The sequence below is a fragment of the Nonomuraea sp. NPDC004702 genome, assembly GCF_053601695.1.
Genome location: NZ_JBSGCE010000034.1, coordinates 1 through 22,742, shown reverse-complemented (window position 1 = coordinate 22,742; position 22,742 = coordinate 1). Strand labels below are relative to the sequence as shown.

The window sequence follows — 22,742 nt, the reverse complement described above, 5'->3', positions numbered from 1 at the left end:
CTCGCACGCCCGACGAAAGGATCTTCTCCCGTGCCCCAGCTCGAAGGCGGCGGCTACACCGCGCAGATCAGCCCGCGCGGCGCCGCGCTCAGAACGCTCCGGCACGGCGGGCGCGATCTGGTGACGACCTGGCCCGAGCAGGGCCCGGTCCCCTACTTCGCGGGCACCGTCCTGGCCCCCTGGCCCAACCGGGTGGGCGGCGCTCGCTACACCTTCCAGGGCCGCTCGCACCGGCTTGAGGTGACCGAGCCCGACCGCGGTCACGCGCTGCACGGCCTGGTCGCCGTCGTCGACTGGAAGGTGACCGAGGCCGGGGCCGATCGGGCGCGCCTGACGTACGAGCTGGCCGAGGCGCCTGGTTACCCGTTCACGCTGGCGCTGTCGGCCGAGCATCGGCTCGACGCGGGCGGCCTGACCACGACGGTCACGGCCCGCAACACCGGCGAGGCCGACGCCCCCTACGGCTGCGGGCCCCACCCGTGGCTGCTGGGCGAGGAGCTGGAGCTGCCCGCCGCCCGCTACCTGACGACCGACGACCGGCTGCTGCCGGCCGGCCTGGCCGACGTCGCGGGCACCCCGTACGACTTCAGGAAGCCGCGCCCGGTCGGCGACACCGTGATCGACCACGCCTTCACCGGGCTCGACCGCGGCGAGGCGCGGGTCGGCGGGGTGCGGCTCGCCTGGGACCCGGCGGTGCTGCCCTGGGCGCAGGTCTGCACGAGCCGGCAGCTCGGCTACGAGGGCGTCGCGGTCGAGCCGATGACCTGCCCGCCCGACGCCTTCAACTCCGGCACCGACCTGGTCGTGCTGCGGCCGGGCGACGAACACGTGGCGAGCTGGACGATCAGCGTCGCCTGAACCCGGAAGGGGCCTCGCGTGGACAGCAGGACCAAGCGCCGCTTATCGCCCGCCGAGCTCGACGCGCTGGCCAGACGGGCCGTGGGGGCGGGCGTCTTCACGGCCGTCGAGCTGACCGACGGCTACGCCAACGCCGTGTGGCGGCTGACCCTGGAGGACGGCCGCGAGGTGGTGCTCAAGCTCTCCCCCTCGCCCGACCTCGACCAGCTCAGCTACGAGCGCAACCTGCTGCGCATGGAGGCCGCCGCCTACGAGCTGGCCGCCGCGGCGGGCGTGCCGATGGCCGAGCTGCTGGTGGCCGGGTTCGACGACCCGGTGCTCGGCGGCGACTACCTGATGCTGACCGCGCTCGACGGCGTCTCCTGGAACGACGTCAAGCCCGAGGGCGAGCAGGCGCTGCGCCGGGAGCTCGGCCGCCACCTGGCCGCCTTCAACGCGGTGACCGGCGAGGTGTTCGGCTACCCGCACGCCGGGATCGTCGGCTCCACCTGGCGGGAGGCGTTCCTGGCCATGGCGGGCGCGCTGCTGGCCGACACCGAGCGCTACCCGGCGCCGCTGCCCCGCCCGGCCGCCGAGATCATGGCGGTCTTCGAGCGGGCCGCGCCGGTGCTGAACGAGGTGACCACGCCGTGCCTGGTGCACTTCGACGTGTGGGCCGGGAACGTGTTCCTCGACCTGACCGGCGAGCCGCGCATTCAGGCGATCATCGACCACGAGCGGGCGTTCTGGGGCGACCCGATCGCCGAGTTCGTCACCCCGACGATCTTCGACGAGCTGCGCGAGGACGACCCGCTGCTGGCCGGCTACCGCGAGGTGACGCCGCTGGAGCTGACCTCCTCGGCCCGCGTCCGGCTGGATCTGTACCGCGCCTACCTCTACCTGATCCTGCTGGTGGAGAACGGACCCCGGCAGTACCCGGAGTCCGAGTACGCCAGGGTCCGCGATCTGGCCGTCAGCTCACTGACGGACGTCCTGGACCGCCTCGTACGGCTTCCCCTTGACGCCCGCTGACAGCTTGCCGCACTGACCGCCGCCCGCGCCGTTCACCTGGTTCGGCACGCCGAGGTCGGCCGGCCCGGGGGTGTTGCCGGTGCAGGCGAGCGCGCCCTTGACCGTGGCGCCCGACAGGATCGGCGCGGTGTTGCCGGTGAGCACGGCCGCGCCGCGCAGCTCGGCGCCCACGACCGTGAGCCGGCCCGCGCCGGTGACGCTGAGCGCGCCGTCCACGCGCGTCCTGATCAGGTGCACGGCGGCGGGCCCGGCGGCGGTGAGCGTGCCGCTGATCCGGCCGCCGTCGGTCACCAGCGAGGCGCCGGCCTTGACCGTGACCGGGCCGGTGACCTGGGCGTCCTTCAGGCAGGTGACGCCGTCGGCCACGGTGAGCGGGCCCCGGTGCGCGCCGGTGACCGTGCGGTCGCAGGCGGGCGGCGGGGCGATGGTGGTGACGGTGAAGCTCTTGGCCTGCCCGTAGTTGCCGGCGGCGTCGATCGAGCGGTACTCGACGGTGTGCCGGCCGCGCGGCAGCTTGCCGTAGACCAGGGAGTCGATGACGGTGCCCTGCTCGGTGAACGTCCAGGGCAGCTCGGAGGAGGTGGGCCAGCCGAAGTAGTTGAACCAGCCGTCGCCGTCCACCCGGGACTCCGAGACCACGTAGCCGTCGCGGTCGTCGTCGCCGGTGAGCTTCATCGTGAACGGGCCGTTGTAGACGTAGGTGTCGCCGGAGCGGGCGAGCGGCTCGGACAGCTCGTACCCGGTGGTGGGCTCGGTGGCGTCGACCTGCCAGGTCAGCGTGGTGGCGCCGAGGGTGGCGGTGAGGGTGTGGGCGCCGGGCGCCAGGTCGGCCGCGCCCAGGTCGAACTCGGTGCCGGTGCCCGCCGGCCGGCCGTCCAGCGCCCAGCTGACGGCGGGGACGGACGCCGCCGGGTGGGTGGTCTCGACGTACACGACGGCCTCGCGCCCGGCCGGGCGGTCCGTCGGCGTGGACGACACGACGGCGGCCTGGACGCCGTCGGGCGGCGTGGTGAGCGTGGTGTCCACGGTCCAGGTGCGGGTCCGGCTCATGGCGGTCCGGATCGCCGGGTCCCGGACGAACTCGGTGGGGTCGGCGACCGTGGCCGTGACCGTGTGCGTGCCCGCGGCCAGGCCCAGCGTGCGCAGGTCGAGGACGTCGGCGTCGCCGGGCAGGTTCTTGCCGTCCACGGCCCAGGTGGTGGTCAGCGAGTGCCCCACCGGGCGCATCGGCTCGACCCAGAGCACCCGGTCGGCCCCGACGGGCGCGGCGGTGGGCGTGGAGTCCTGGATCAGCGTGGTCTTGGCGGTGATGCGCTGGGTCATGACCTCGCGGCTGACCTGGTCGAAGTAGTAGCCGAGGGTCTTCATCATGGAGTGCCTGCTCGGCCGCCACACGCCGCTGGTGTAGTACAGGCCGCCCTCGTAGCGGGCGATCGGGCCGCCGGACTCGCTGTCCTCGCCCAGCCACCGCCACCACTTCCGGCGCTGGTCGAGCATCTGCTGCTCGGTCAGCAGGCTGTGGTGCGCGCTGGAGGGCTCGGAGCCGCCGTAGGTCCCGCCGGGGACGCCGCGCTGGTAGTAGTCGTACTCGTCCTGCAGGCCGCCCAGGGAGTGGCCGAGCTCGTGCGGGCTGATCAGGGCGGACATGGAGTTGCTGCCCGAGGCGGTGGCGTAGCTGCCGCCCGCGCCGCCGTAGGTGCCGCTGTTGGCCAGGGCGAGGATCTGCCGGTTGCCCGACGTCGTCCCGGTGACCAGGTTCGCGAACCGGGTGGCGGCGGAGTTGTCCATGGTGATCAGTCGCTGCACGCTGCCGGGGTTGCAGCCGCCCCAGAAGCCCATGCTCAGCGGGGTGGTGCGGCGGGGCGCGTCCAGGCCGGGGTCGCAGCTCACGCCGGACTCGCCCGAGACGATGTCGATCCGGTAGACGTTGATGTAGTCGCGGTAGGTCTTGAACGGCTCGATCGACCACATCACGTTGAGGTGCCGGTCCACGTCGGCCCGGAACTTCGCCTGCTCGGCCTCGGTGTAGCCGTCGCCCATGACGATCAGGTTGAACCGCTTGGCCGGGGCGCCGGTGACCTGGACCGGCACGACCGTGGCCGCGCCGGGCCCGTCGGCGGCCGCCGACGCATGGGCGGATGGGACATAGAGGACGGCGGCGGCCAGTACCAGGGCCGCGAATCTACGCATGTCATGCACTATCGGCCCGATGGATCCGGCAGTCTCATCCCATAAGGGCATAACTCCGGAGTGATAGCTTCTGCGGGATGCAGCTCGAACTGAGACATCTCAGGACGCTGCGCGCCATCGCCGACCACGGCAGTGTGACCAGGGCCGCGGCGGCGCTCGGCGTCTCCCAGCCCGCGCTCACCGCCCAGCTCGGCCGGATCGAGCGCCTGCTCGGCGGGGCGGTCTTCACCCGCGACCACCGCGGCGTGGCGGCCACCGCGTTCGGGGAGTTCGTGCTGGCCAGGGCGCGGGTGGTGCTCGCCGGGGTGGACGACCTGCTGGCGGCGGGGCCGTACGAGCTGGCCGGGCAGGCGATCCGGGTGGGCGGCTTCGAGAACCCCGTCGTGGTGCCCCTCGTCGCGAACCTGGCGGGCGCGCTGCCGGAGGCCCGGATCACGCTGCAGACCGAGCACTACGTCCGGGTGCTGGTGGACATGGTGGCCAACGGGCGGCTCGACGTGGCGCTGGTGGCCGACTACCCCGATCACGAGCTGCGGCTCGGCCCGGCCATGGGGATGGGCGTGGTGGCGGTCGAGCCGGTGTTCGTGGCGCTGCCCGCCGCCCATCCGCTGGCCGGGCGTGCCGAGGTGGAGCTGGCCGAGCTGGCGGGCGAGCCGTGGGTGCTGCCGCCGCCCGACGGGATGGGCTGGCCGGAGCACCTGCTGGAGGCGTGCCGGCGGGCCGGGTTCACGCCGCGCGGGCGGTACCAGCTCGTGGAGGCCGGGGTGCGGCGGGAGCTGATCGCGGCCGGGCACGCGGTGTCGGCCTGCCAGGCGCTCTACGACCCGGGCGAGCGGGTGTCGGTGCTGCCGCTGCGCGGGAACCCGCTGTGGATGCGTCAGGTGCTCATCTGGCGGTCGTCGTTCGCCGCGCACGCGCCGGCGCTGCTGGACAGCGCCCGCGCCGCGCACGCCGCCGTGGCGGCCCGCAGCCCGGTCTACACCGCCTGGACCGCCCGCTACGGCCGCCCGCCCCTGCCCTCCTGACCCCACCCCCTCCCCGCGCCCCTCCGGCACGCCGGAGGGGCGCGGGGGCTTGCTCATTTCCGGGGACGTGACACAATCTCATTGGGTGATGAATTATGACTTGTGTGATAGCCGGAGGCGGTCCCGCCGGGGCCGTGCTCGGACTGCTGCTGGCCAGGGCCGGCGTCGAGGTCACGCTGCTGGAGAAGCACGCCGACTTCCTGCGTGACTTCCGCGGCGACACGATCCACCCCTCCACCCTGCGCGTGCTGGCCGAGCTCGGCCTGGCGGAGGACTTCCTGAAGCTGCCCCACCGCAAGGCCCACGAGCTGCGGCTGGTGACCGACACCGGCGACATCAGGCTCGCCAGCCTGCGCGGCCTGCCGGGCGGCTACGACTACATCGCGTTCGTGCCCCAGTGGGACTTCCTCAAGCTGGTCACCACGGCCGCGAGCGCGTACCCGAACTTCCGGCTGCTGATGAACGCCGAGGCCCACGACCTGATCCGCGAGGGCGGGGCCGTGCGGGGGGTGCGTTACCGCGACCCCTCCGGCGAGCACGAGCTACGGGCCACGCTCACCGTGGCGGCCGACGGGCGGCACTCGGCGCTGCGCGCCCGCGCCGGCCTGGTCCCCCAGGACCTGCACGCGCCGATGGACGTGGTCTGGTTCCGCCTCCCCCGGCACGACGACGACCCCGACGACACGTTCCTGCGCATCTCCAGCGGCCACATGATGGTCGCCATCAACCGGGAGACCTACTGGCAGCTCGCCTACCTGATCCCCAAGGGCGGCTTCGGGCGGCTGACCGGGCAGGGCATCGACGCCCTCAGGCGGCCGGTGGCCACGCTGCTGCCGTACCTGGCCGACCGGGTCGGGCAGATCGAGGGCTTCGACGACGTCAGCGTGCTCACGGTCGCGCTCAACCGGCTGCGCCGCTGGCACCGCCCGGGGTTCCTGTGCATCGGGGACGCCGCGCACGCCATGTCGCCGGTGTTCGGTGTGGGCATCAACCTGGCCGTCCAGGACGCGGTGGCCGCCGCCAACCTGCTGGCCGCGCCGCTCGCCGCGGGCCTGCCGATCCCGGAGTCCGTCCTGCACCGGCTGCAGCGGCGGCGCATGCTGCCCACGCGGGTCACCCAGGCGGCCCAGCGCCTGGTGCAGAACCAGGTGATCACGCCAGCGCTGGGGCGGCGGTTCGACGCGTCCAGGATGCCGCGTGACCTCACCAGGATTCCGCTGTTCAACCGGCTGCCGCGGCGTTTCATCGGCCTCGGGGTGCTGCCTGAGCATGTGAAGTCTCCCGAAAGCTGATAAATGCATTCTCACAACGTGGACAAGAGGGTCGGTGGGGCCGGGTCAGTGGAATACCCTCGTATCTCGTGAGCAGCAATCTCGTGGATCTCGATTCCTGGCGAGCCCTCCCCGCGGCCCAGCAGCCCGACTGGCCCGATCGCGGTGAGCTCGACAAGGTCGTCGCCGAGCTCGGCGGCCTGCCCCCGCTCGTCTTCGCCGGCGAGTGCGACCAGCTCAAGAGGCAGCTGGCGGCCGTCTCGCGCGGAGAGGCGTTCGTCCTGCAGGGCGGCGACTGCGCCGAGACCTTCTCCGGCGCGACCGCCGACAACGTGCGCAACAAGCTCAAGACGTTGCTGCAGATGGCGATCGTGCTGACCTACGCGGCGAAGGTGCCGGTCGTGAAGATCGGCCGGGTGGCGGGCCAGTTCGCCAAGCCGCGGTCGAAGGGCACCGAGATCCGCGACGGCGTGGAGCTGCCGGCCTACCGGGGCGACATGGTCAACGGGTTCGAGTTCACCCCCGAGTCGCGCGAGCCCGACCCGTGGCGGCTGCTCAAGGCGTACCACTCCTCGGCGGTGACGCTCAACCTGGCGCGCGCCTTCACCAAGGGCGGCTACGCCGACCTGCGCCAGGTGCACGCCTGGAACCAGGACTTCGTGGCCGAGTCGCCCGCCGGGCGCCGCTACGAGCAGCTGGCCCGCGAGATCGACCAGGCGCTGGCCTTCATGCGGGCCTGCGGGGCCGAGCCCGAGGAGTTCCACACGGTCGAGTTCTACTCCTCCCACGAGGCGCTCATCCTCGACTACGACCGGGCACTCACCCGCATCGACTCGCGCACCGGCCTGCCCTACGACGTCTCGGCGCACATGGTCTGGATCGGCGAGCGCACCCGTCAGCTCGACGGCGCGCACGTCGACTTCTTCGCCGGCATCCGCAACCCGATCGGCGTCAAGCTCGGGCCGACGACCTCGCCGGAGGAGGCGCTCGCGCTGATCGAGAAGCTCAACCCGGACAACGAGCCCGGCCGGCTCACGTTCATCACCCGGATGGGCGCGTCCAAGATCCGCGAGCACCTGCCCACCCTGGTCAAGGAGGTCACGGCCGCCGGCGCCCAGGTGGCCTGGATCTGCGACCCGATGCACGGCAACACCTTCGAGGCGCCCAGCGGGCACAAGACGCGCCACTTCGACGACGTGCTCGACGAGGTGGCCGGGTTCTTCGAGGTCCACCGCGCGCTCGGCACCCACCCGGGCGGCATCCACATCGAGTTCACCGGCGACGACGTCACCGAGTGCGTGGGCGGCGGCCACGAGATCGTCGAGGGCGACCTCGGCACCCGCTACGAGACGGCCTGCGACCCGCGGCTCAACCGCGGCCAGTCCCTCGACCTCGCCTTCCGCGTGGCCGAGCTCTACCGGGGCTGAGCTGTACCGGGAGCCGTACCGCTGAGCGCGGCGTGCTCCCGGGCTGAACCGGTTCCACGCGGCGCGTGTTCGTGACGCGCGCCGCGCGGACAACCGAACCGAATTCCAGTGCGGGCGGGGTCGGCGAGGCTATGATCACCCGAAGGACCGAAATTTCGGGAGAAATCGTGGACAGTGCCCCCGAGGGGGTCGACCCCAACGTCCCCAACGTCGCGCGGATGTACGACTACTACCTCGACGGCAAGGACAACTTCGCGGCCGACCGCGCCGCGGCGGAGCAGATCCTCAAGGTGTTCCCCAACACCAAGGAGGCCGCCCGCAGCAACCGGGCGTTCCTGCAGCGGGCCGTGCGGCATCTGGTGGACTCGGGCGTACGGCAGATCGTCGACCTGGGCGCCGGGCTGCCGACCCAGGGCAACACGCACGAGATCGCGCCCGAGGCCCGCGTGGTCTACGTCGACTACGACTCGGTGGTGTGCGTCCACGGCCGGGCGCTGCTGGCCCGTACGGACAACGTCGACATCCTGCAGGCCGACATCCGCGAGGTGGACACCCTGCTGGACAAGCTGGGCGCGCTGATCGACTTCGACCAGCCGGTGGCCTTCCTCATGCTGGCGATCCTGCACTTCATCCCCGACGAGCAGGCCCACCCCATCGTGGCCCGGCTGCGCGAGGTCAGCGCCCCCGGCAGTCACCTGGTGATCAGCCACGCCATCGACGCCAAGCCGGACACCACCCCGCAGGCGCTGGAGGTCTACAACCAGGCCACGGCCGCGCTGAGCCTGCGGACCGACAAGGAGATCCTGACCTTCTTCGAGGGCTACGAGCTGGCCGACCCCGGCCTGGTCTTCCCCCAGGACTGGCGTCCCACCGAGCCGCCCGCCCTGACGAACGGCACCGACGTCGGCTACGTCGGCGTCGGCCGCAAGCCCTGACGCACGGCCGGATCGCGGCCCCCGGTCCGGGCCGCGGTGAGGGCCGCAGTGAGGGCCGCAGTGAGGGCCGCAGTGAGGGCCGCAGTGAGGGCCGCAGTGAGGGCCGCAGTGAAAGGCGCGGTGAGGGGCCCGGTCAGGGCAGGGCCGCCAGGAGCTGCCGCACCCGGGCCGTCGGCGGCCCGGCCGGCACGGCGAGGTACGTGCGCACCTCGGGCTCGTCCAGGCCGGCGTAGGCCACGCCGCGGATCGGCGGCAGCTCGTCGAAGACCGGGTAGAACAGCGTCCACGACGGCGGGCCCGAGGCCAGGTCGATGAGCGTGTCGTGCAGGCCGGTGAAGGCCGGGCCGCGCGGCGGGTCCACGGCCGCCCGCGCCAGGGCCCCGGTGACCAGGTCGTGGAAGGGCGGGTTGCGCTCTCGGGGGGCGAGCCGTACGGGCAGGTCGCCCAGCTGGGCGAGGCTGAGCGTGCCGGAGCCGGCCAGCGGATGGGCCGCGGGCAGCGCCACGACCAGCGGCTCGGTCCAGGCGGGGAAGAACTCCAGGCCGGGCGCGGCGTCCACCAGACGCACCAGCGCGGCGTCCAGGTCGCCGGAGCGCACCGCCGCCAGCCGCTCGGCCAGCCCCTGCTTGGCGAGCCGGACCCGCAGGCCGGGGTCGAGCCGGTCGAGCATCGGGTACAGGCGGGTGCCGGGCGCGGCGGACACGCCGAGCCGCAGGGTGGCCTCGGCCAGATGGCCGGCGACCGCCCGGCGGGCCCGTTCGGCCGCGGCGAGCACCTCGCGGGCCTCGGGCAGCAGCCGCTCCCCCGCCTCCGTCAGCCGCACGTGCCGGGTCGACCGGTCGAACAGGCGGGCGCCCAGCTCGCGTTCCAGCCTGCTCACCTGCTGGCTGACCGCGGGCTGCACGATGTGCAGCCGCTCGGCGGCCCGGCCGAAACCGCCCTCGTCGGCGACGGCGACGAAGTAGGCGAGCTGCCGCAGCTCCACTGTGTCTCCATTCATCATGATCTGTGATGACTGTCCAGGAGAACGTCTCCTGGTTCGCCCGCTCTTCCCGCGATGGACTGGCCGGCATGAACGGGAGTGGATCGATCGGGATCAGGCTGGGCGCGCTCTTCGGCCCGGCCGTGTTCGGCGTCACGGCGGCCGGGGTCGCCCTGCCGGACGTCGCCGCCGCACTGGGGGCGCGTCCTGGCGCGGTGGTGTGGGTGCTGACCGCGCACGCGCTGGCGCTGGGCATCGGGACGGCGCTGTTCGGGCGCCTGTCGGACGCGTGGGGGGTGCGCCGCACGCTGCTGCTCGGCTCGGCGGTGCTGGCGCTGGGCGCACTGGCCTGCCTGGCGGCGCCGTCGCTGGGCGCGCTCGTGGCGGCGCGGGCGGTGCTGGCGGCCGGGTCGGGCGCGCTGTCGGCGGTCGCGCTGAACCTGGCGGCGACGGCCGAGCCGGAGCGCCGTCAGGCGGTGCTGGCCTGGTTCGGCAGCGCGATGGCGGTGTTCTCGGCGGGCGCGACGCTGGCCGGCGGGCTGGTCACCCAGGCGTTGTCGTGGCGGCTCACGCTCGCGCTGCCCGCGCTGGCGCTGGTGGCGGTGCCGTTCTGCCTGCCGGTGGCGCGGCGCGCGGGGTCGGGCGGCCGGGTGGACGTCGTGGGCGTGGGCCTGTTGGCGGCGGGCGTGTCGGCGTTCCTCGTGCTCGTCCAGTCGGCCAACCTGGGGCTGACCTGGCCGGTCGCGGCGCTGGCCGGGGTGGTGGCGGTGCTCGCGGGGGCCGCGCTGGTCCGGCGCACCCGTACGGTCGCGGGCGGGTTCGTCCCGCGTGACCTGCCGGCCGACCGCGTCTTCCGCGGGGCCGCCCTGATCGGCGTCGGCGTGTACGGCGGCCTGTTCGCCACCATGTGGGCCGCCCCGCAGCTCCTGGCCGGGGTGCACGGGTGGAGCGTGCCGGCGATCGGCGCCTGGCTGCTGCCGGGCGCACTGGTGGGCGTGGTGCTGGCCAGGATCGCGGGCACCCGGTCGTGGCTGCTGCCCGCGGTGGCCGCGGCGTTCGCGCTCTGCCTGGTCGCGGCGGGGCTCGCCGGAGCGCTCACCGGCGGGCCGGGCGGGCACGGCGGGCCGGCGGGGTGGGCCGCGGCGCTGCTGGTGGTGGCCGCCTCGCTCGGGTTCCCGGCGTTCTCGCTGGCCCAGGTGGTGATCACGGCCCGGATGTCGGCGAGCTTCCCGGTGGAGCGGCGCGGCGGCGCGATGGGCCTGCTGAACCTGACGTTCTTCGTCGGCGGCGGGATCGGGCTCGGCGTGGCGGGCGCGTTGTCACGCCTGGCCGGGCTGCCCGGCACGCTCGTGGTGATCGCGCTGTTCCCGCTGGCCGCCGCCCTGGCGCGGGCCGGGCGACGCGAGGGCCCCGCCGTGCCGGCGGGGCCCGCCGGGGTCAGTTCTGCTCGGCGTTCTTCAGCTCCTCGCTGAGCTCGGCCCGGATCGCGTCCATGTCGAGGGCGCGGACCTGGCGGATGAGGTCCTCCAGGGCCGGGGCCGGGATCGCGCCGGCCTGGGCGAAGACCACGATGCCGTCGCGGATGGCCATCAGCGTGGGGATCGAGGTGATGTCGAAGCCCTGGGCGAGCGCCTGCTCGGCGTCGGTGTCGATCTTGCCGAAGGTGATGTCGTCGTGCTTGTCGGAGGCCGCCTCGAAGATCGGCCCGAACTTCTTGCACGGCGGGCACCACGTCGCCCAGAAGTCGAGCAGCACGATGCCCTTGTCGGCGATGTCGTTGAAGTTCTTCTCTGTTACTTCGATGGTCGCCACAAGTGGCTCCTCGCTCCTCGGTGAAATTGCAACCGTGTCAACCACGTACCCCCCACCAGCATTCCATGCCCTGGGGGCCCGCAACCCCGCTGCGGCGGGCGTTCCGGAACGCCGGAAGGCGCGGCCCGCGGGCCGCGCCTTCCTCACGGGTCAGTGGCCGCCGGGCAGGGTCAGGCCGATCACCAGGGGGTCGTGGTCGGAGGAGCGGTAGGCGTCCGGCTGGTAGAGGCCGGGCGGGTTGAACTCGGTGTTGTAGTCGCGGATGCGCGGCTCGTCGGAGTTGATGTGCCAGATCGTGGTGCTGGTCACCCGCTTGAGCAGCTGCTTGCCGGCGAAGGCGTGGTCGAGCTCGCCGGCCAGGCCGTCGAACAGGTAGCTGTAGCGCTGCGCCTGCGGCACGAACCGCTTGGTGAGGCTGGTCAGGCCGCCGGCCTCCAGCGTGTCGATCGGGTCCTCCTCGCCGTAGGCGTTGAGGTCGCCGAGCACCAGCGGGTTGGGCAGGTCCTGGTCGCCGATGATGCCGAGCAGCGCCTGCGCCTGCTTGACGCGGGTGGGGTTCCAGCAGCTCTGGCCGTCGCCCTGGTCGGCGTCGGGGCCGCCGGCCGGGCAGCTGCCCTTGGACTTGAGGTGGTTGACGATCATGGTGAACGGCTGGCCGCCGCCCTTCCTGCGGAAGGTCTGGATCAGCGGCGGACGGCTGAAGACCGGGTCCTGGGAGGCCTTGGTCTCGCCGACCGGGGTGAGCTTGCCCGGCTTGTAGATCAGCCCGACCTGGATGAGGTCCGTGCCGGGGTAGGGGTGGCTGAGGGCCGCGTACGTGCCGGCGCCGACCTCGGCGTTGACGGCGTCCACGAGCGCCTGCAGCGCGGTCTGGCCGTTGTTCTCGACCTCCATGAGGGCGACCGCGTCGGCGTCCAGGCCCTTCAGCGCGGCCACCAGCTTGGCGAGCTGCCGCTGCTGCTCGCCGGCGTTGCTCGCGCCGCGCGAGCCGATGGTGGTGAACCAGTTGAGGGTGTTGAACGAGGCCACCTTCACGTTGCCCACCACCGGGAAGGGGCGCGGCGTGCGCGGGTTGGCGTCCAGGTAGGCGATCGGCTGGGTGGGCTGGAGGCGGTACTCGCCGAAGCCGTACCCGAGCACGCCGGTGACGCCGGCGGCCACAGCGCCCGCCCGCGTGACGGGCGGCAGCGTCGCCGGGTTCTCCCGGTTGGAGCCGTCGTCGATGAGCAGCGAGCGGCGCGTGTCGGCGGCGGGGTCCACGCCGGGCCGGTCGGTGGGCTGGTACAGCCGGCCGTGCGCCGACACCGTGACCTCGCCGAAGCGGCCCAGGTTGTAGTTGTCGTCCACGGTGAGCGGCTGCGGGAAGGTGAGCAGCATGTTCTCGACGGCCTCCAGGCCGTCCGCGGCCGGGGGCAGCGTGTACGGCTGCGCCGCCACGCTCCCGGTGCCGCAGACGTCCACGGCGGTGACCGGGGACAGCTCGGTCCAGCCGTTGAACTCGGTGGCCTTGCCGGTGACCAGGACGCGGTCGCCGGTCTTGACGTCCTTGAACGACTCGCGGGCGAAGACGAACAGGCCCTCGGAGGTCCTGGGGTCGGCGTCCGGCCGCGGGTCCTGGAGGAAGAAGCCGCTGAGCTGGTCGGTCCGCTGGAAGTCGCCGGTCACGATGCCTTCGACCCGTACGGTCTGGCCGGTCAGGGGGCCGGTGTCGCCGCTGCCCTGCACCTCGGCGACGCGGCGGTCGGCCGGGGTGTCACAGGGCGCCGCCGCCGTGTCGGCGAGGGCCGGCGTGGCGGTCAGGGCGCCCGCCACGAGGGCAGCGAGTGCTGCTCGGGATAAAACGCGCATGACCGGCACTTTAGAGGGATTATTGACCGCATATTTCCACACAAAAGTGGATAGAACATTAAATCATCGAACCTTGACATCGGCGGCACGCGGGTATGACCAGTGCATGGACTGGGTCACCTGCGCGTTTTCTGCTGCCTGCCCCGGAATCGCCCAACAGCCGTCCGGCCTGTGCCTGGCGCATCTGCCGGCCGAGGACCTGCCCGCCGTCCTCGCCCGGTTGTCCCCCGGCAGGCTGCTCGACCTCCGCGGCACCACCGTCAACGGCGACCTGCTGTCGCGGGTCCTGGAGGCGACGAGTTGCAGACCGGGCCGCGCCCGGCTCGACCGGGCCAGGTTCACCGGCGACGTCAGGCTGTCGGGCGTGACCTTCGCCGGGGACGTGTCGCTCGACGGAGCCAGGTTCGAGCGGCTCGCCTCCTTCTTCGGGGCCCGTTTCGAGGGCAACGTGTCGCTGGCGGCGGCCAGGTTCACGCGCGAGCTGTCCTTCCACGGCGTACGCGTCCGGGGGCACGTCTCGCTCGACCGGGCCGTGATGTCCCGCGACGCGCTGTTCGGCCAGGCCGTCTTCGAGCACGGGCTCTCCTGCGAGGGCGCCCGGTTCGACGGGTACGCCACCTTCGACGACGCCCGCCTGGGCACCGGCGCCACGTTCCGCGGGGCCAGGTTCGGCCGGACGCTCTCCTTCCGCAAGGTGCGCGGGCAGGCGGGGTTCGACTACGCCCACTTCGCCGGGGACGCCTACCTGTCGGCCTCCGGCAGGCTCTCGGCCGCGCGCGCCCGCGCCGACGGCCTGCTCGACGTGACGGTCGCACGCTGCGGGGTGGACCTGCGGCGGGCCGAGGTCTTCGGGGCCGCCACCGTGCGGCTGACCGACTCCAGCGCCGACCTGGAGGGCGCCGTGCTGCACGGGCCCGCCTCGGTGACCGGAAAGGGCCTGTCGATGCTGAGCTCGCTGCGCCAGGTGGACGCCGCCAGCCTCACGCTGACCGGCCTCGACCTGTCGGGATGCGGGTTCGCCGGGCTCACGCACCCGGCCGGGGTGCGGGTCAGGAACTGCACGTTCGCGCTCACGCCGCGCGGCGTGCGGGTCAGCCTGCGCCGCCCGATGCTGCGCTGGATCTCGCGGCGCAGCGCGCTGGCCGACGAGCACGCCCTGCGCGGCTGGGACGCCTCCGGCGGCTCGCCCACCACCCCCGACCTGCTGGCCGCCCTGTACGCCGAGCTGCGCGGCCGGATCGAGGACCGCGACACCTCGGCGGACTTCGCGTTCGCCGCCATGGAGATGCGCCGCCAGGCCGGTGAGCACTGGTGGCTGTCGCTGTCGTGGCTGCTGTGGGGGTACGGCATGCGGCTCGGACGCGCGGTGGCCTGGTGCACGCTGCTCGCGGCGCTGACGGCGGCGGCGGTGTTGTGGAGCTCCACCTCGCACGCGGCCCGCCAGGCGGTCCACCACAACCCGGTCCTCCACCAGTAGCCGGGCCGAGCCGTCCACCACCGGTCAGCCACCGGCGGGCGGGCCGAAATGCGGTGGCAGGCGGCGGACCGGGCTCGCTAGGGTCGCGCCGGTGAGTACCGATCCGCTGCCGCTGCTCTGGTTGACGGGCCCCACGGGCGCCGGGAAGTCCTCGGCCGGGTGGGAGATCTTCGACCATCTGGGCCGCGGCGGCGTCAAGGCGGCGTTCCTCGACGCCGACCAGATCGCCCTGTGCCATCCGGCGCCGGAGGGCGGCACGCATCGCCTGCGGGCGCGCAACCTGGCGGCCCTGTGGCCCGGGTTCCGGCGCGCGGGCATGCGCTGCCTGGTGCTGGCCGGGTTCGTGGACACGCCCGAGGAGGTCGGCCAGTACACCGCGCTGCTGCCCGGCGCGGCGTTCACCGTGTGCCGGTTGCGGGTGCCGCACGCGGAGCTGCGGGAACGGTTCCTGGGGCGGGGCTGGCGTCCGGACCTGGTGGAGGCGGCCGTGGCCGAGGCCGTCGAGCAGGACCGCAGCCGGTACGCCGACCTGTGCGTGGACACCGGCGGCCGGACGGTGGCCGAGACGGCCCGGCTGGTGCTCGACCGGCTGGGCGGCTGGCCGCCGCCCGTCGCGGACATCCGCCCAGCCTCGGCCTTTCCGGACACGCAGGGCCACGGTGCCGGTTCCGGCGTGCCGGTTCCCCTGGTGTGGTTCTCGGGGGCGACGGCGGCCGGGAAGTCGACGGTCGGCTACGAGGTCTTCAGCCGCGTCCACCGGTCGGGCGTACGGGCCGCCTACGTCGATCTGCGGCAGATCTCCGCGCTGCGCCCGTCCACCGAGGAGGAGGGCCGCCGGCTCAGGGCACGCGGCCTGGCCGCGCTGTGGGACGGGTACCGGGCGGCCGGGGCCGGCTGCCTGGTCGTCTCCGGCGGGGCCGACTCCGACGAGACCGTCCGCGCCTGCACCCGCCTGCTTCCCGGCCTGACCCCGACCGTGTTCCGGCTGCACGCCTCCCCCGCCACGCTGCTGGATCGCGTGCTGCTGCGCGGCCGGGGAGGCGGCCCGGCGATGCCCGGCGACGAGCTGCGGGGGCTCGGCCCGGACGCGCTGCGGGCCGTGGCCGGGCGGGCGGCGCGGGAGGCCGCCGCCCTCGACCGGGCGGGGGCGGGCGACGTGCGCCTGGACACCGACGGCCGGCCGCCGCAGGAGGTGGCCGCGCAGGTCATGGCCCATCTCCGGCTTCCGCCCTAGTGACTTTGCGCATTCGGTCGATTACTTTGGGTGACGAGCCGCAGAGTGCGGCCGACAGTTTCGGAGGTGTCCCCCGTGCCCCGCATCGTCACCAAGATCAGCGCTGTGCTGGCGTCCGTCGTCCTGCTCGCCGCGGCGGGAGCCGTCCCGGCCCAGGCGGCCGGAGAGGCCTACTTCGAGTTCACCGACACCGACGGCCGGTCAGGGTTCGTCATGCAGCTCACCGACCCCGCGTCCATCCAGCACGCCCGCGACCTGCTGGCCGGGGCCACCGACGAGCGGCCGCACGTGCACGGCCGCATCGTCAAGCGGCCCGTCGCCTACAACGCCCGGTGGAGCTACCACCTGCAGCCCGAGACGATCGGCTTCTTCGACGTGGCCATCGAGGTCTGCGACGCGAGCATGACGTACGTGGAGGACCACCTCGACGAGGCGGGCGGCGCGTTCCTGCCGGGCGGCCACTGGTGCCCGTGGAGCTCGCGCCTGACCCGCGAGCTCCCGCCCATGTAGGGGCCCGGCTCAGAGGGTGGCGGCCAGGTCTTCGATGACGGCGAAGTGCCGCGGCCAGCCGCCGCCCATGATCCGGCGGGAGAGCTGCTGGGTGGGGTCGTCGGGGTCGAAGCCCTCGTGGTCGAGGAACAGCCGGGTGCCCCGGCCCTCCGGCACCAGCCGCCAGGTGACCGTCCAGTCGGCCTGCTTGCGGTCGCTCCAGCTGATCCGCAGCAGCTTCTCCGCCTCGAACTCCAGCACCTGGCAGTGGACCGTGCCGTCGAACCCCACCGCCTTCCTGGGCTGGGTGGTGAACGTGAACCGGTGGCCCACCTCCAGCCGGAAGTCGTTGGGCATCAGCCAGCGGGCCATCAGCTCGGGATCGGTCAGCGCCCGCCACACCTTGGCCGGCGGGTGCTTGAGGAACTCGTCCAGCCCGATCGCGGTCCGGTCCTCAGCCATCCTCTTCCTCCATCTCGTCGAGCAGCGCGGACAGGCCGGTCAGCTTCTCGCGCCAGAACCTCTCGTACGGGGTGAGCCAGTCGCGGATCTCCATGAGCGGCTCGGCCTCCAGCTGGTAATGCCGTTCGCGCCCCTTGCGGGCCTCGGCCACGAGCCCGGCGTCCTTGAGCACCTTGAGATGCTCCGAGACGCTGGGCCGGCTCATGTCGAAGCGCTCGGCCAGCCGTCCGGCGGGCTGGGGGCCCTCCTGGAGCAGCAGGCGCAGCAGTTCGCGCCGGGCCGGGCTGGCCAGCGCGGTGAAGACGTGGTCGGCGGTCATGCCTGGCTGACCACGAACCCGTTGCCGAAGGGGTCCTGGAAGAGGAGCTGGCGTCCCCACGCCTGCTCGCTCGGCCCCTCGAAGGCGACGTCGTGCGCGGCGAGCCGGGCGGCGAGGGCGTCGAGGTCGGGCGCGGCCACCACGAGCCCGCCGACGGGGGCCATGTCGGGGAACCAGGAGGCCAGCAGGAGTGTGGTCGCCGCACCCTTGGGGGCGACGGTGAGCCAGCGGCCCATGGGGAACGGGTTGTCGGTGCGCACCTCGAAGTCGAGCACGCCGGTGTAGAAGTCGAGCGCCCGCGCCTGGTCGGCGACGGGCACGGTGACGGTGAGGATCCCGGAAATCAGCATGTCGGACACTATACGTAGGATTTTTCCGACATATCAAGTCGCGGCGCGAAATATCGGGGACTTCCCTGATAGGCCATCGGCGGCTCACTCCGTAAACTGGGATCATGCGGATCGACGACTACGTGGCCGACCTCGATCGCGCGCTCTCCGGCCCGTCCGGCGCGAAGCGCGACCTGGTCGTCGAGGCCCGCGACAGCCTGTCCGACACCGCCGACGCCCTGGAGGCCGACGGCCTCGACCGCGCCGAGGCCGAGCGGCTGGCGGTCGCCGAGTTCGGCCCGGTCACCGAGATCGCCCCCGGCTACCAGAGCGAGCTGACCGCCGTGGCCGGGCGGCGGCTGGGTCTGCTGCTGTTCATCAGCGTCCCGCTGACCGCGCTCATGTGGTCGATGGTGTGGCGCACCTACCCCGCCGACCCGGCGCTGTGGGTGGGCCGTCCGGCCTGGTACCACCTGATCTCGAAGCTGCTCGACATCTGCCAGCTCGCCACCGGCCTGTACGGCGGCCTCGCCCTGCTGGCGCTGGGCCGGGGAGCGCGCTGGATCCGCCGTCCGCACCTGGTGACCAGGTCGCTGGGCATCGTCGTGTGGGGCATGCTGCCGCTCGGCGGCGCCATGAGCCTCGTGCTGTCCTACAGCGCCCCCGGGCCGGGCACGATGACCGGCTACCTGCCCGCGTTCCTGGCGAACCTGGTCACGACCGCGTTCTGGGGCCTGCAGATCTACGGCGCCACGCGCTGCCTGCGGGTCAGCCGCACCCGCCGGACCGCCGCCGCCCCGTCAGCCTGAGGCCCGCGCGTCGGCCCGTACGTCGGCCCGGGTGTCGGCCTGGAGCACGCCGCCGATCACGCTGGTGAACTCCCGCCAGGCCGACCGCTCCCCTTCTAGCTGCTTCCTGCCCGGGTCGGTCAGCCGGTACGTGCGCCGCTTGCGCCCGCCCACCGTGGCCCACTCGCTGGCCAGGTAGCCGACCCGCTCCAGCCGCCGCAGCGCCGGATAGACGGTGCCGGTGGGCACGCTCAGCGCACCCCCGCTGCGCTCCTGGAGCGCCTCGATGATCGCGTAGCCGTGCAGCGGCTCCCGCTCCAGCACCGAGAGCAGCAACGCGTCCATGTGCCCGCGCAGCGCGTCTGGATTCATGCTCCTGATCCTAGACAACCGTTCGCCATGTAGCCAGTCTACATGTAGGCTGCCTATATGTAGGTAGACACAACAACGGAGTCGATCGAATGGACGTACTCGAACTCGCCCGCACGCAGTTCGCCGTGACGGGAAGCCTGCACTTCCTGTTCGTCGTGCTCACGCTCGGGCTGGCGCCGGTCGTGGCGCTCATGCACACCCGCCACGTGCTCTCCGGCAGCGCGCTGCACGGCGGCATGACGCGGTTCTGGGGGCAGATCTACGTCATCAACTACGCCCTGGGCATCGTCACCGGCCTGGTGATGGAGTTCCAGTTCGGGCTGTCGTGGAGCGGGCTGTCCCACTACGCCGGAGACGTGTTCGGCGCGCCGCTGGCCATGGAGACGCTGGTGGCCTTCTTCCTGGAGTCCACGTTCCTGGGTCTGTGGATCTTCGGGTGGGGGCGGCTGCCCAAGTGGCTGCACCTGGCCTGCATCTGGCTGGTGACGCTGACCGCGTACGCCAGCGCGTTCTTCATCATGGTCGCCAACTCCTTCCTGCAGAACCCGGCCGGTTCGGTGGTCAGGAACGGCCGGCTGGAGCTGGTCGACTTCGGCGCCCTGCTCACCAACAAGACGCTGGTCTTCTCCTTCCCCCACGTCATCGGCGCGGGGCTGCTGACCGGCGGCCTGGTGCTGGCCGGGGCCAGCGCCTACCAGCTGCGGCGGCGCACCCGCGAGACGCTGTTCTTCACCAAGTCGCTGCGCACGGGGGTCGGCGTGGCGGCGGTCGGCGCCTTCCTGGCCCTGGGCTTCGGGTACGCGCAGTTCGGCGGCGTCCAGGAGGGCAAGTTCGACGGCGATGCGGGCGCCGGGGTGCCGCTCGGGCTCATGATCGAGATCGGCCAGCTCCTGGCGTTCGTGCTGCTGTTCGTGCTCCTGCCGCTCATCTACTGGCTGCCGCGCTGGCGGTGGACGCACCTCGTGCTGATCGTGATGACCCCGGTGCCGTTCGCGCTGGCCATCCTGGGCTGGATGGCCAGGGAGATCGGCCGCCAGCCGTGGATGGTCTGGCACAAGCTCACCGTGGCCGACGCCCTGACGCCCGGCCTGACCTCGGGCATGGTCACGGCCTCGCTGATCGGGTTCGCCGGCGTGCTGGGGCTGCTGGCGGTCGTCGACTACGTCCTCATCGCCCGGGTCGTCCGGCGCGGCCCGCGCGACCTCGACCTCGGGGCCGTCCCGGCCGGCGCCGAGCCCGCCCCGGCGCTGAGCTACTAGGAGTGCTGACATGGAAGTGATCTGGTTCCTGTTCTTCGCGGTGCTGCTGGCCGGGTACTTCGCCCTGGAGGGCTTCGACCTCGGCGTCGGCCTGCTGCTGCCGGTGCTGGGCAGGACGCGCGGCAACCGCGACCGGATGGTGGCCGCGATGGCGCCGTTCGTGCTGGCCAACGAGGTGTGGCTGGTGGCGGTGGCCGGGACGCTGTTCGGGGTGTACCCGCGTCTGGAGGGCGAGGTGCTGTTCGGGCTCTACCCGCTGGTGGTGGCCATGCTGCTGAGCTGGATCGTGCGCGACGCCGGGCTGTGGTTCCGGCGGCGGCTGGACGGCGCGAGGTGGCGCGGCTTCTGGGACGCGATGATCGCGTTCGGGTCGCTGGGGTTGTCCTTCGGGTGGGGCATGGCGCTGCACGCCGCCGCGACCGGGTTCGCCTCCTCGCCGGTGAATCCGGTCGGGGTGCTGCTGGGCGTGCTGGTGACGCTGCTGTTCGCCTTCCACGGGTGGACGTTCCTGGCCTGGCGGGAGCCGGGCGCGTTCGGGGCCGTGCGGTCGGGGCGGGCGCTGCTGCTGTCCGGGCTGGTGGCCGCGCTGCCCGCGATCGGCCTGCTGGCGGGGGCCATGCCGTACTTGCTGGAGCACAGCGCGCCGGCGGCTACGTTGAATGTGCTCAGTGTCATGGCGTTGCCGTTCGCGCCGATCATGCTGGGCGCGCAAGTATGGGTATGGCGGACTTTCCGGCCAGGTAAGGGCGCCGTCCCGCTCCCCTCGTTCTTCTGAAGGCCACGTGCATAAGGATCTTCTGCGGCTCATGCGGGCCGAGCGCTCGGTGCGCCGCCACCTGACCGTCACCATGGTCGCGGCCGTGCTCGCCGGGCTGCTCGTGCTCGCGCAGGCCGAGCTGCTGGCCGGCGTGCTGTCGGGCCGGTTCACCGCCGCCGCGCTGGGGGCGCTCGCCGCCGTCGTGGGCGTCCGGGCGCTGCTGGCCTGGACGCAGGGCGTCTTCGCCGGGCGCACCGCGACGGGCGTGAAGTCCGCGCTGCGCCACCGGCTGCTGGCCCGCCTGGGCGAGCTGGGGCCGTCCAGGCTGACCGGTCACCGGTCGGGCGAGCTGGTCACGCTGACCGGCCGCGGCCTGGACGGCCTCGACGCCTACCTGACCGGCTACCTGCCCTCGATCGCGGTGGCGGCCGTGGTGCCGGTGGCCGTGCTGGTCCGGCTGTTCGCCGCCGACCTGGGCAGCGCGGTGATCGTCCTGGTGACGCTGCCGCTGATCCCCGTCTTCGGCGCGCTGGTGGGCATGACGACCAAGGCCGTCACCGAGCGGCAGTTCCACGCCCTGTCGCGGCTCGGCGGGCACTTCCTCGACGTGGTGCGCGGGCTGCCCACGCTGCGCGCCTTCGGGCGGGCCCGCTACCAGGCCACGGTCATCCGGCAGGTCGCCGACGCCCACCGCAGCGCGACCATGCGCACCTTGCGGGTGGCGTTCCTGTCGTCGCTGGTGCTGGAGCTGTGCGCGTCGCTGTCGCTGGCGCTGGTGGCGGTGCCGATCGGGCTGCGGCTGCTCGGCGGCTCGCTGGACCTGACGACGGCGCTGCTGGTGCTGCTGCTGGCGCCGGAGGCGTACCTGCCGCTGCGGGCCATGGGGACCCGGTTCCACGCCTCCATGGAGGGGGTGGCCGCCGCCGACGCGGCCTTCGCCGTCCTGGACGAGGCCGCCGGCGACCCGTCCGGCCCGGCCCGCCCGTACGACGGGCACGGCGCGCCGGAGATCCGCCTGGAGAACGTGACCGTCCGCTACCCCGGCAGGGACGAGCCCGCCCTGGAGAACGTGACGCTCACCATCGCGCCCGGCGAGCGGGTGGCGCTGGTCGGCGAGAGCGGCGGCGGCAAGAGCACCCTGCTCCACCTGGTCCTGGGCTTCCTGCGCCCGTCCGAGGGACGCGTCCTGGTCGACGGCGCCGACCTGCGCGAGCTGGACCTGGACAGCTGGCGGGCGGCCCTGGCGTACGTGCCGCAGCGGCCCCACCTGTTCACCACCTCCGTGGCCGACAACATCCGGCTGGGCGCACCCGGCGCCACCCTGGAGGAGGTCCGGCGGGCGGCCGCCGCCGCGCACGCCGACTTCGTGGACGGCCTGCCCCAGGGTTTCGACACCGTGGTCGGCGAGCGCGGCGCGAACCTGTCGGCCGGCCAGCGGCAGCGCGTGGCGCTGGCCCGCGGCTTCTGCCGCCCGGACGCCACGGCGCTGCTGCTCGACGAGCCCACCGCCCGCCTCGACGGCCGCAGCGAGGCCGCCGTCGTGGCCGCCACCGCGCAGCTGGCGCGGGGGCGCACCGCCGTCATCGTCGCCCACCGGCCCGCGATGATCGACCTCGCCGACCGGATCGTGCGGGTGCACGAGGGCCGCGTCGTCGCCGACACCACCCGCGACCGGCCCCCGGCCCACCCGGACGGCGACGGTCACCGGGAGCCGCAGAGCGCGGTCTCCCTTCCCGAGGGGAGCGCGCGATGAACCGGCGCATGGGCACCCGCCTGGCCTGGGCCGTGCTGGCCGGGGCGGCCGCCCTGAGCACAACTCGGCACGCAACGCACGTCACACGTATTCCCCATCGGGTCAGCCGGGTTACCGATCGCCGGTGCGCACGGGGGTCCCGCG

General features: G+C 73.2%; 22 protein-coding genes. 14 read left to right on the top strand and 8 right to left on the bottom strand.

Annotation, left to right across the window (positions count from 1 at the left end; all coding sequences use genetic code 11):
* The first annotated feature begins 30 nt into the window (after positions 1-30).
* Positions 31-858, top strand: coding sequence for an aldose 1-epimerase family protein (locus ACWEJ6_RS33655; RefSeq protein WP_452428998.1), 828 nt, complete (start codon positions 31-33; stop codon positions 856-858).
* Positions 859-876: 18 nt separating this feature from the next.
* Positions 877-1,869 (top strand): phosphotransferase family protein, encoded by a 993-nt coding sequence (locus tag ACWEJ6_RS33650; protein WP_452428996.1) that lies wholly within the window; start codon positions 877-879, stop codon positions 1,867-1,869.
* On the opposite strand, the gene ACWEJ6_RS33645 is transcribed toward ACWEJ6_RS33650, so the two are convergent.
* Positions 1,816-4,059, bottom strand: a complete 2,244-nt coding sequence (locus tag ACWEJ6_RS33645; protein WP_452428994.1) for a M64 family metallopeptidase — start codon at positions 4,057-4,059, stop codon at positions 1,816-1,818. The two genes, ACWEJ6_RS33650 and ACWEJ6_RS33645, sit on opposite strands and share 54 nt — an antisense overlap.
* Before the next feature lie 77 nt (positions 4,060-4,136).
* On the opposite strand from ACWEJ6_RS33645, the gene ACWEJ6_RS33640 reads away from it, so the two are divergent.
* From ACWEJ6_RS33640 to ACWEJ6_RS33625, 4 genes are all read left to right on the top strand, one after another.
* Positions 4,137-5,084, top strand: coding sequence for a LysR substrate-binding domain-containing protein (locus tag ACWEJ6_RS33640; RefSeq protein WP_452428992.1), 948 nt, complete (start codon positions 4,137-4,139; stop codon positions 5,082-5,084).
* A gap of 95 nt (positions 5,085-5,179) precedes the next feature.
* Positions 5,180-6,376, top strand: a complete 1,197-nt coding sequence (locus tag ACWEJ6_RS33635; protein ID WP_449926190.1) for an FAD-dependent oxidoreductase — start codon at positions 5,180-5,182, stop codon at positions 6,374-6,376.
* A gap of 68 nt (positions 6,377-6,444) precedes the next feature.
* Positions 6,445-7,782 carry a class II 3-deoxy-7-phosphoheptulonate synthase gene (locus tag ACWEJ6_RS33630; protein ID WP_352351730.1) on the top strand — a complete coding sequence of 446 codons (1,338 nt, stop codon included), beginning with the start codon at positions 6,445-6,447 and terminating at the stop codon, positions 7,780-7,782.
* 167 nt (positions 7,783-7,949) lie between these two features.
* Positions 7,950-8,717, top strand: coding sequence for an SAM-dependent methyltransferase (locus ACWEJ6_RS33625; protein ID WP_452428989.1), 768 nt, complete (start codon positions 7,950-7,952; stop codon positions 8,715-8,717).
* Between the two features lie 133 nt (positions 8,718-8,850).
* Here ACWEJ6_RS33625 and ACWEJ6_RS33620 read toward each other — a convergent pair whose 3' ends face one another.
* A complete protein-coding gene (locus ACWEJ6_RS33620) occupies positions 8,851-9,702 on the bottom strand; it encodes a LysR family transcriptional regulator (protein WP_452428987.1) in 852 nt (283 codons plus the stop codon).
* A 26-nt stretch (positions 9,703-9,728) separates the two neighbouring features.
* On the opposite strand from ACWEJ6_RS33620, the gene ACWEJ6_RS33615 reads away from it, so the two are divergent.
* A complete protein-coding gene (locus tag ACWEJ6_RS33615; protein ID WP_452428985.1) occupies positions 9,729-11,171 on the top strand; it encodes an MFS transporter in 1,443 nt (480 codons plus the stop codon).
* Here ACWEJ6_RS33615 and ACWEJ6_RS33610 read toward each other — a convergent pair.
* Positions 11,137-11,511 carry a thioredoxin family protein gene (locus ACWEJ6_RS33610; RefSeq protein WP_352351738.1) on the bottom strand — a complete coding sequence of 125 codons (375 nt, stop codon included), beginning with the start codon at positions 11,509-11,511 and terminating at the stop codon, positions 11,137-11,139. The two genes, ACWEJ6_RS33615 and ACWEJ6_RS33610, sit on opposite strands and share 35 nt — an antisense overlap.
* Positions 11,512-11,661: 150 nt before the next feature.
* Positions 11,662-13,359 carry an ExeM/NucH family extracellular endonuclease gene (locus ACWEJ6_RS33605; protein WP_387669859.1) on the bottom strand — a complete coding sequence of 566 codons (1,698 nt, stop codon included), beginning with the start codon at positions 13,357-13,359 and terminating at the stop codon, positions 11,662-11,664.
* A 106-nt stretch (positions 13,360-13,465) separates the two neighbouring features.
* Between ACWEJ6_RS33605 and ACWEJ6_RS33600 the strand changes: the two genes are divergently transcribed.
* From ACWEJ6_RS33600 to ACWEJ6_RS33590, 3 genes are all read left to right on the top strand, one after another.
* Complete coding sequence (locus ACWEJ6_RS33600) at positions 13,466-14,836, top strand: pentapeptide repeat-containing protein (RefSeq protein WP_358293061.1); 1,371 nt, start codon at positions 13,466-13,468, stop codon at positions 14,834-14,836.
* 91 nt (positions 14,837-14,927) lie between these two features.
* Entirely contained in the window at positions 14,928-16,070 is a 1,143-nt protein-coding gene (locus ACWEJ6_RS33595) for a hypothetical protein (protein ID WP_452428981.1), read from the top strand.
* A 75-nt stretch (positions 16,071-16,145) separates the two neighbouring features.
* The gene (locus ACWEJ6_RS33590) at positions 16,146-16,580 is read left to right on the top strand and encodes a BP74-related protein (protein WP_452428979.1); all 435 of its coding nucleotides are present in this window, start codon (positions 16,146-16,148) and stop codon (positions 16,578-16,580) included.
* Positions 16,581-16,589: 9 nt separating this feature from the next.
* Here the strand turns inward: ACWEJ6_RS33590 and ACWEJ6_RS33585 are convergent, their stop codons facing one another.
* The 3 genes from ACWEJ6_RS33585 to ACWEJ6_RS33575 are packed head-to-tail and all read right to left on the bottom strand — an operon-like array spanning position 16,590 to position 17,690.
* Positions 16,590-17,021, bottom strand: a complete 432-nt coding sequence (locus ACWEJ6_RS33585; protein ID WP_452428977.1) for an SRPBCC family protein — start codon at positions 17,019-17,021, stop codon at positions 16,590-16,592.
* Positions 17,014-17,340, bottom strand: a complete 327-nt coding sequence (locus ACWEJ6_RS33580; protein ID WP_358293072.1) for an ArsR/SmtB family transcription factor — start codon at positions 17,338-17,340, stop codon at positions 17,014-17,016. Before ACWEJ6_RS33580 ends, ACWEJ6_RS33585 begins: the two co-directional genes overlap by 8 nt.
* Positions 17,337-17,690: a VOC family protein gene (locus ACWEJ6_RS33575; protein WP_387669864.1), complete on the bottom strand. Its 354-nt coding sequence runs from the start codon at positions 17,688-17,690 to the stop codon at positions 17,337-17,339. Before ACWEJ6_RS33575 ends, ACWEJ6_RS33580 begins: the two co-directional genes overlap by 4 nt.
* A 104-nt stretch (positions 17,691-17,794) precedes the next feature.
* Here ACWEJ6_RS33575 and ACWEJ6_RS33570 point away from each other — a divergent pair, with 104 nt between their 5' ends.
* Positions 17,795-18,478, top strand: a complete 684-nt coding sequence (locus tag ACWEJ6_RS33570; protein ID WP_452428974.1) for a permease prefix domain 1-containing protein — start codon at positions 17,795-17,797, stop codon at positions 18,476-18,478.
* Here the strand turns inward: ACWEJ6_RS33570 and ACWEJ6_RS33565 are convergent.
* Entirely contained in the window at positions 18,470-18,829 is a 360-nt protein-coding gene (locus ACWEJ6_RS33565; RefSeq protein ID WP_397164280.1) for a helix-turn-helix transcriptional regulator, read from the bottom strand. The genes ACWEJ6_RS33570 and ACWEJ6_RS33565 overlap by 9 nt on opposite strands.
* Before the next feature lie 89 nt (positions 18,830-18,918).
* On the opposite strand from ACWEJ6_RS33565, the gene ACWEJ6_RS33560 reads away from it, so the two are divergent.
* Genes ACWEJ6_RS33560 through cydD form a run of 3 tightly spaced genes read left to right on the top strand, consistent with a single transcriptional unit; the run spans position 18,919 to position 22,598 of the window.
* Positions 18,919-20,088 carry a cytochrome ubiquinol oxidase subunit I gene (locus ACWEJ6_RS33560; protein ID WP_387669868.1) on the top strand — a complete coding sequence of 390 codons (1,170 nt, stop codon included), beginning with the start codon at positions 18,919-18,921 and terminating at the stop codon, positions 20,086-20,088.
* Between the two features lie 10 nt (positions 20,089-20,098).
* Complete coding sequence (locus tag ACWEJ6_RS33555) at positions 20,099-20,863, top strand: cytochrome d ubiquinol oxidase subunit II (protein WP_364333798.1); 765 nt, start codon at positions 20,099-20,101, stop codon at positions 20,861-20,863.
* Positions 20,864-20,870: 7 nt separating this feature from the next.
* On the top strand, positions 20,871-22,598 hold the full coding sequence (gene cydD, locus ACWEJ6_RS33550; protein WP_364333801.1) for a thiol reductant ABC exporter subunit CydD: 1,728 nt from the start codon (positions 20,871-20,873) through the stop codon (positions 22,596-22,598).
* Positions 22,599-22,742 lie beyond the last annotated feature (144 nt).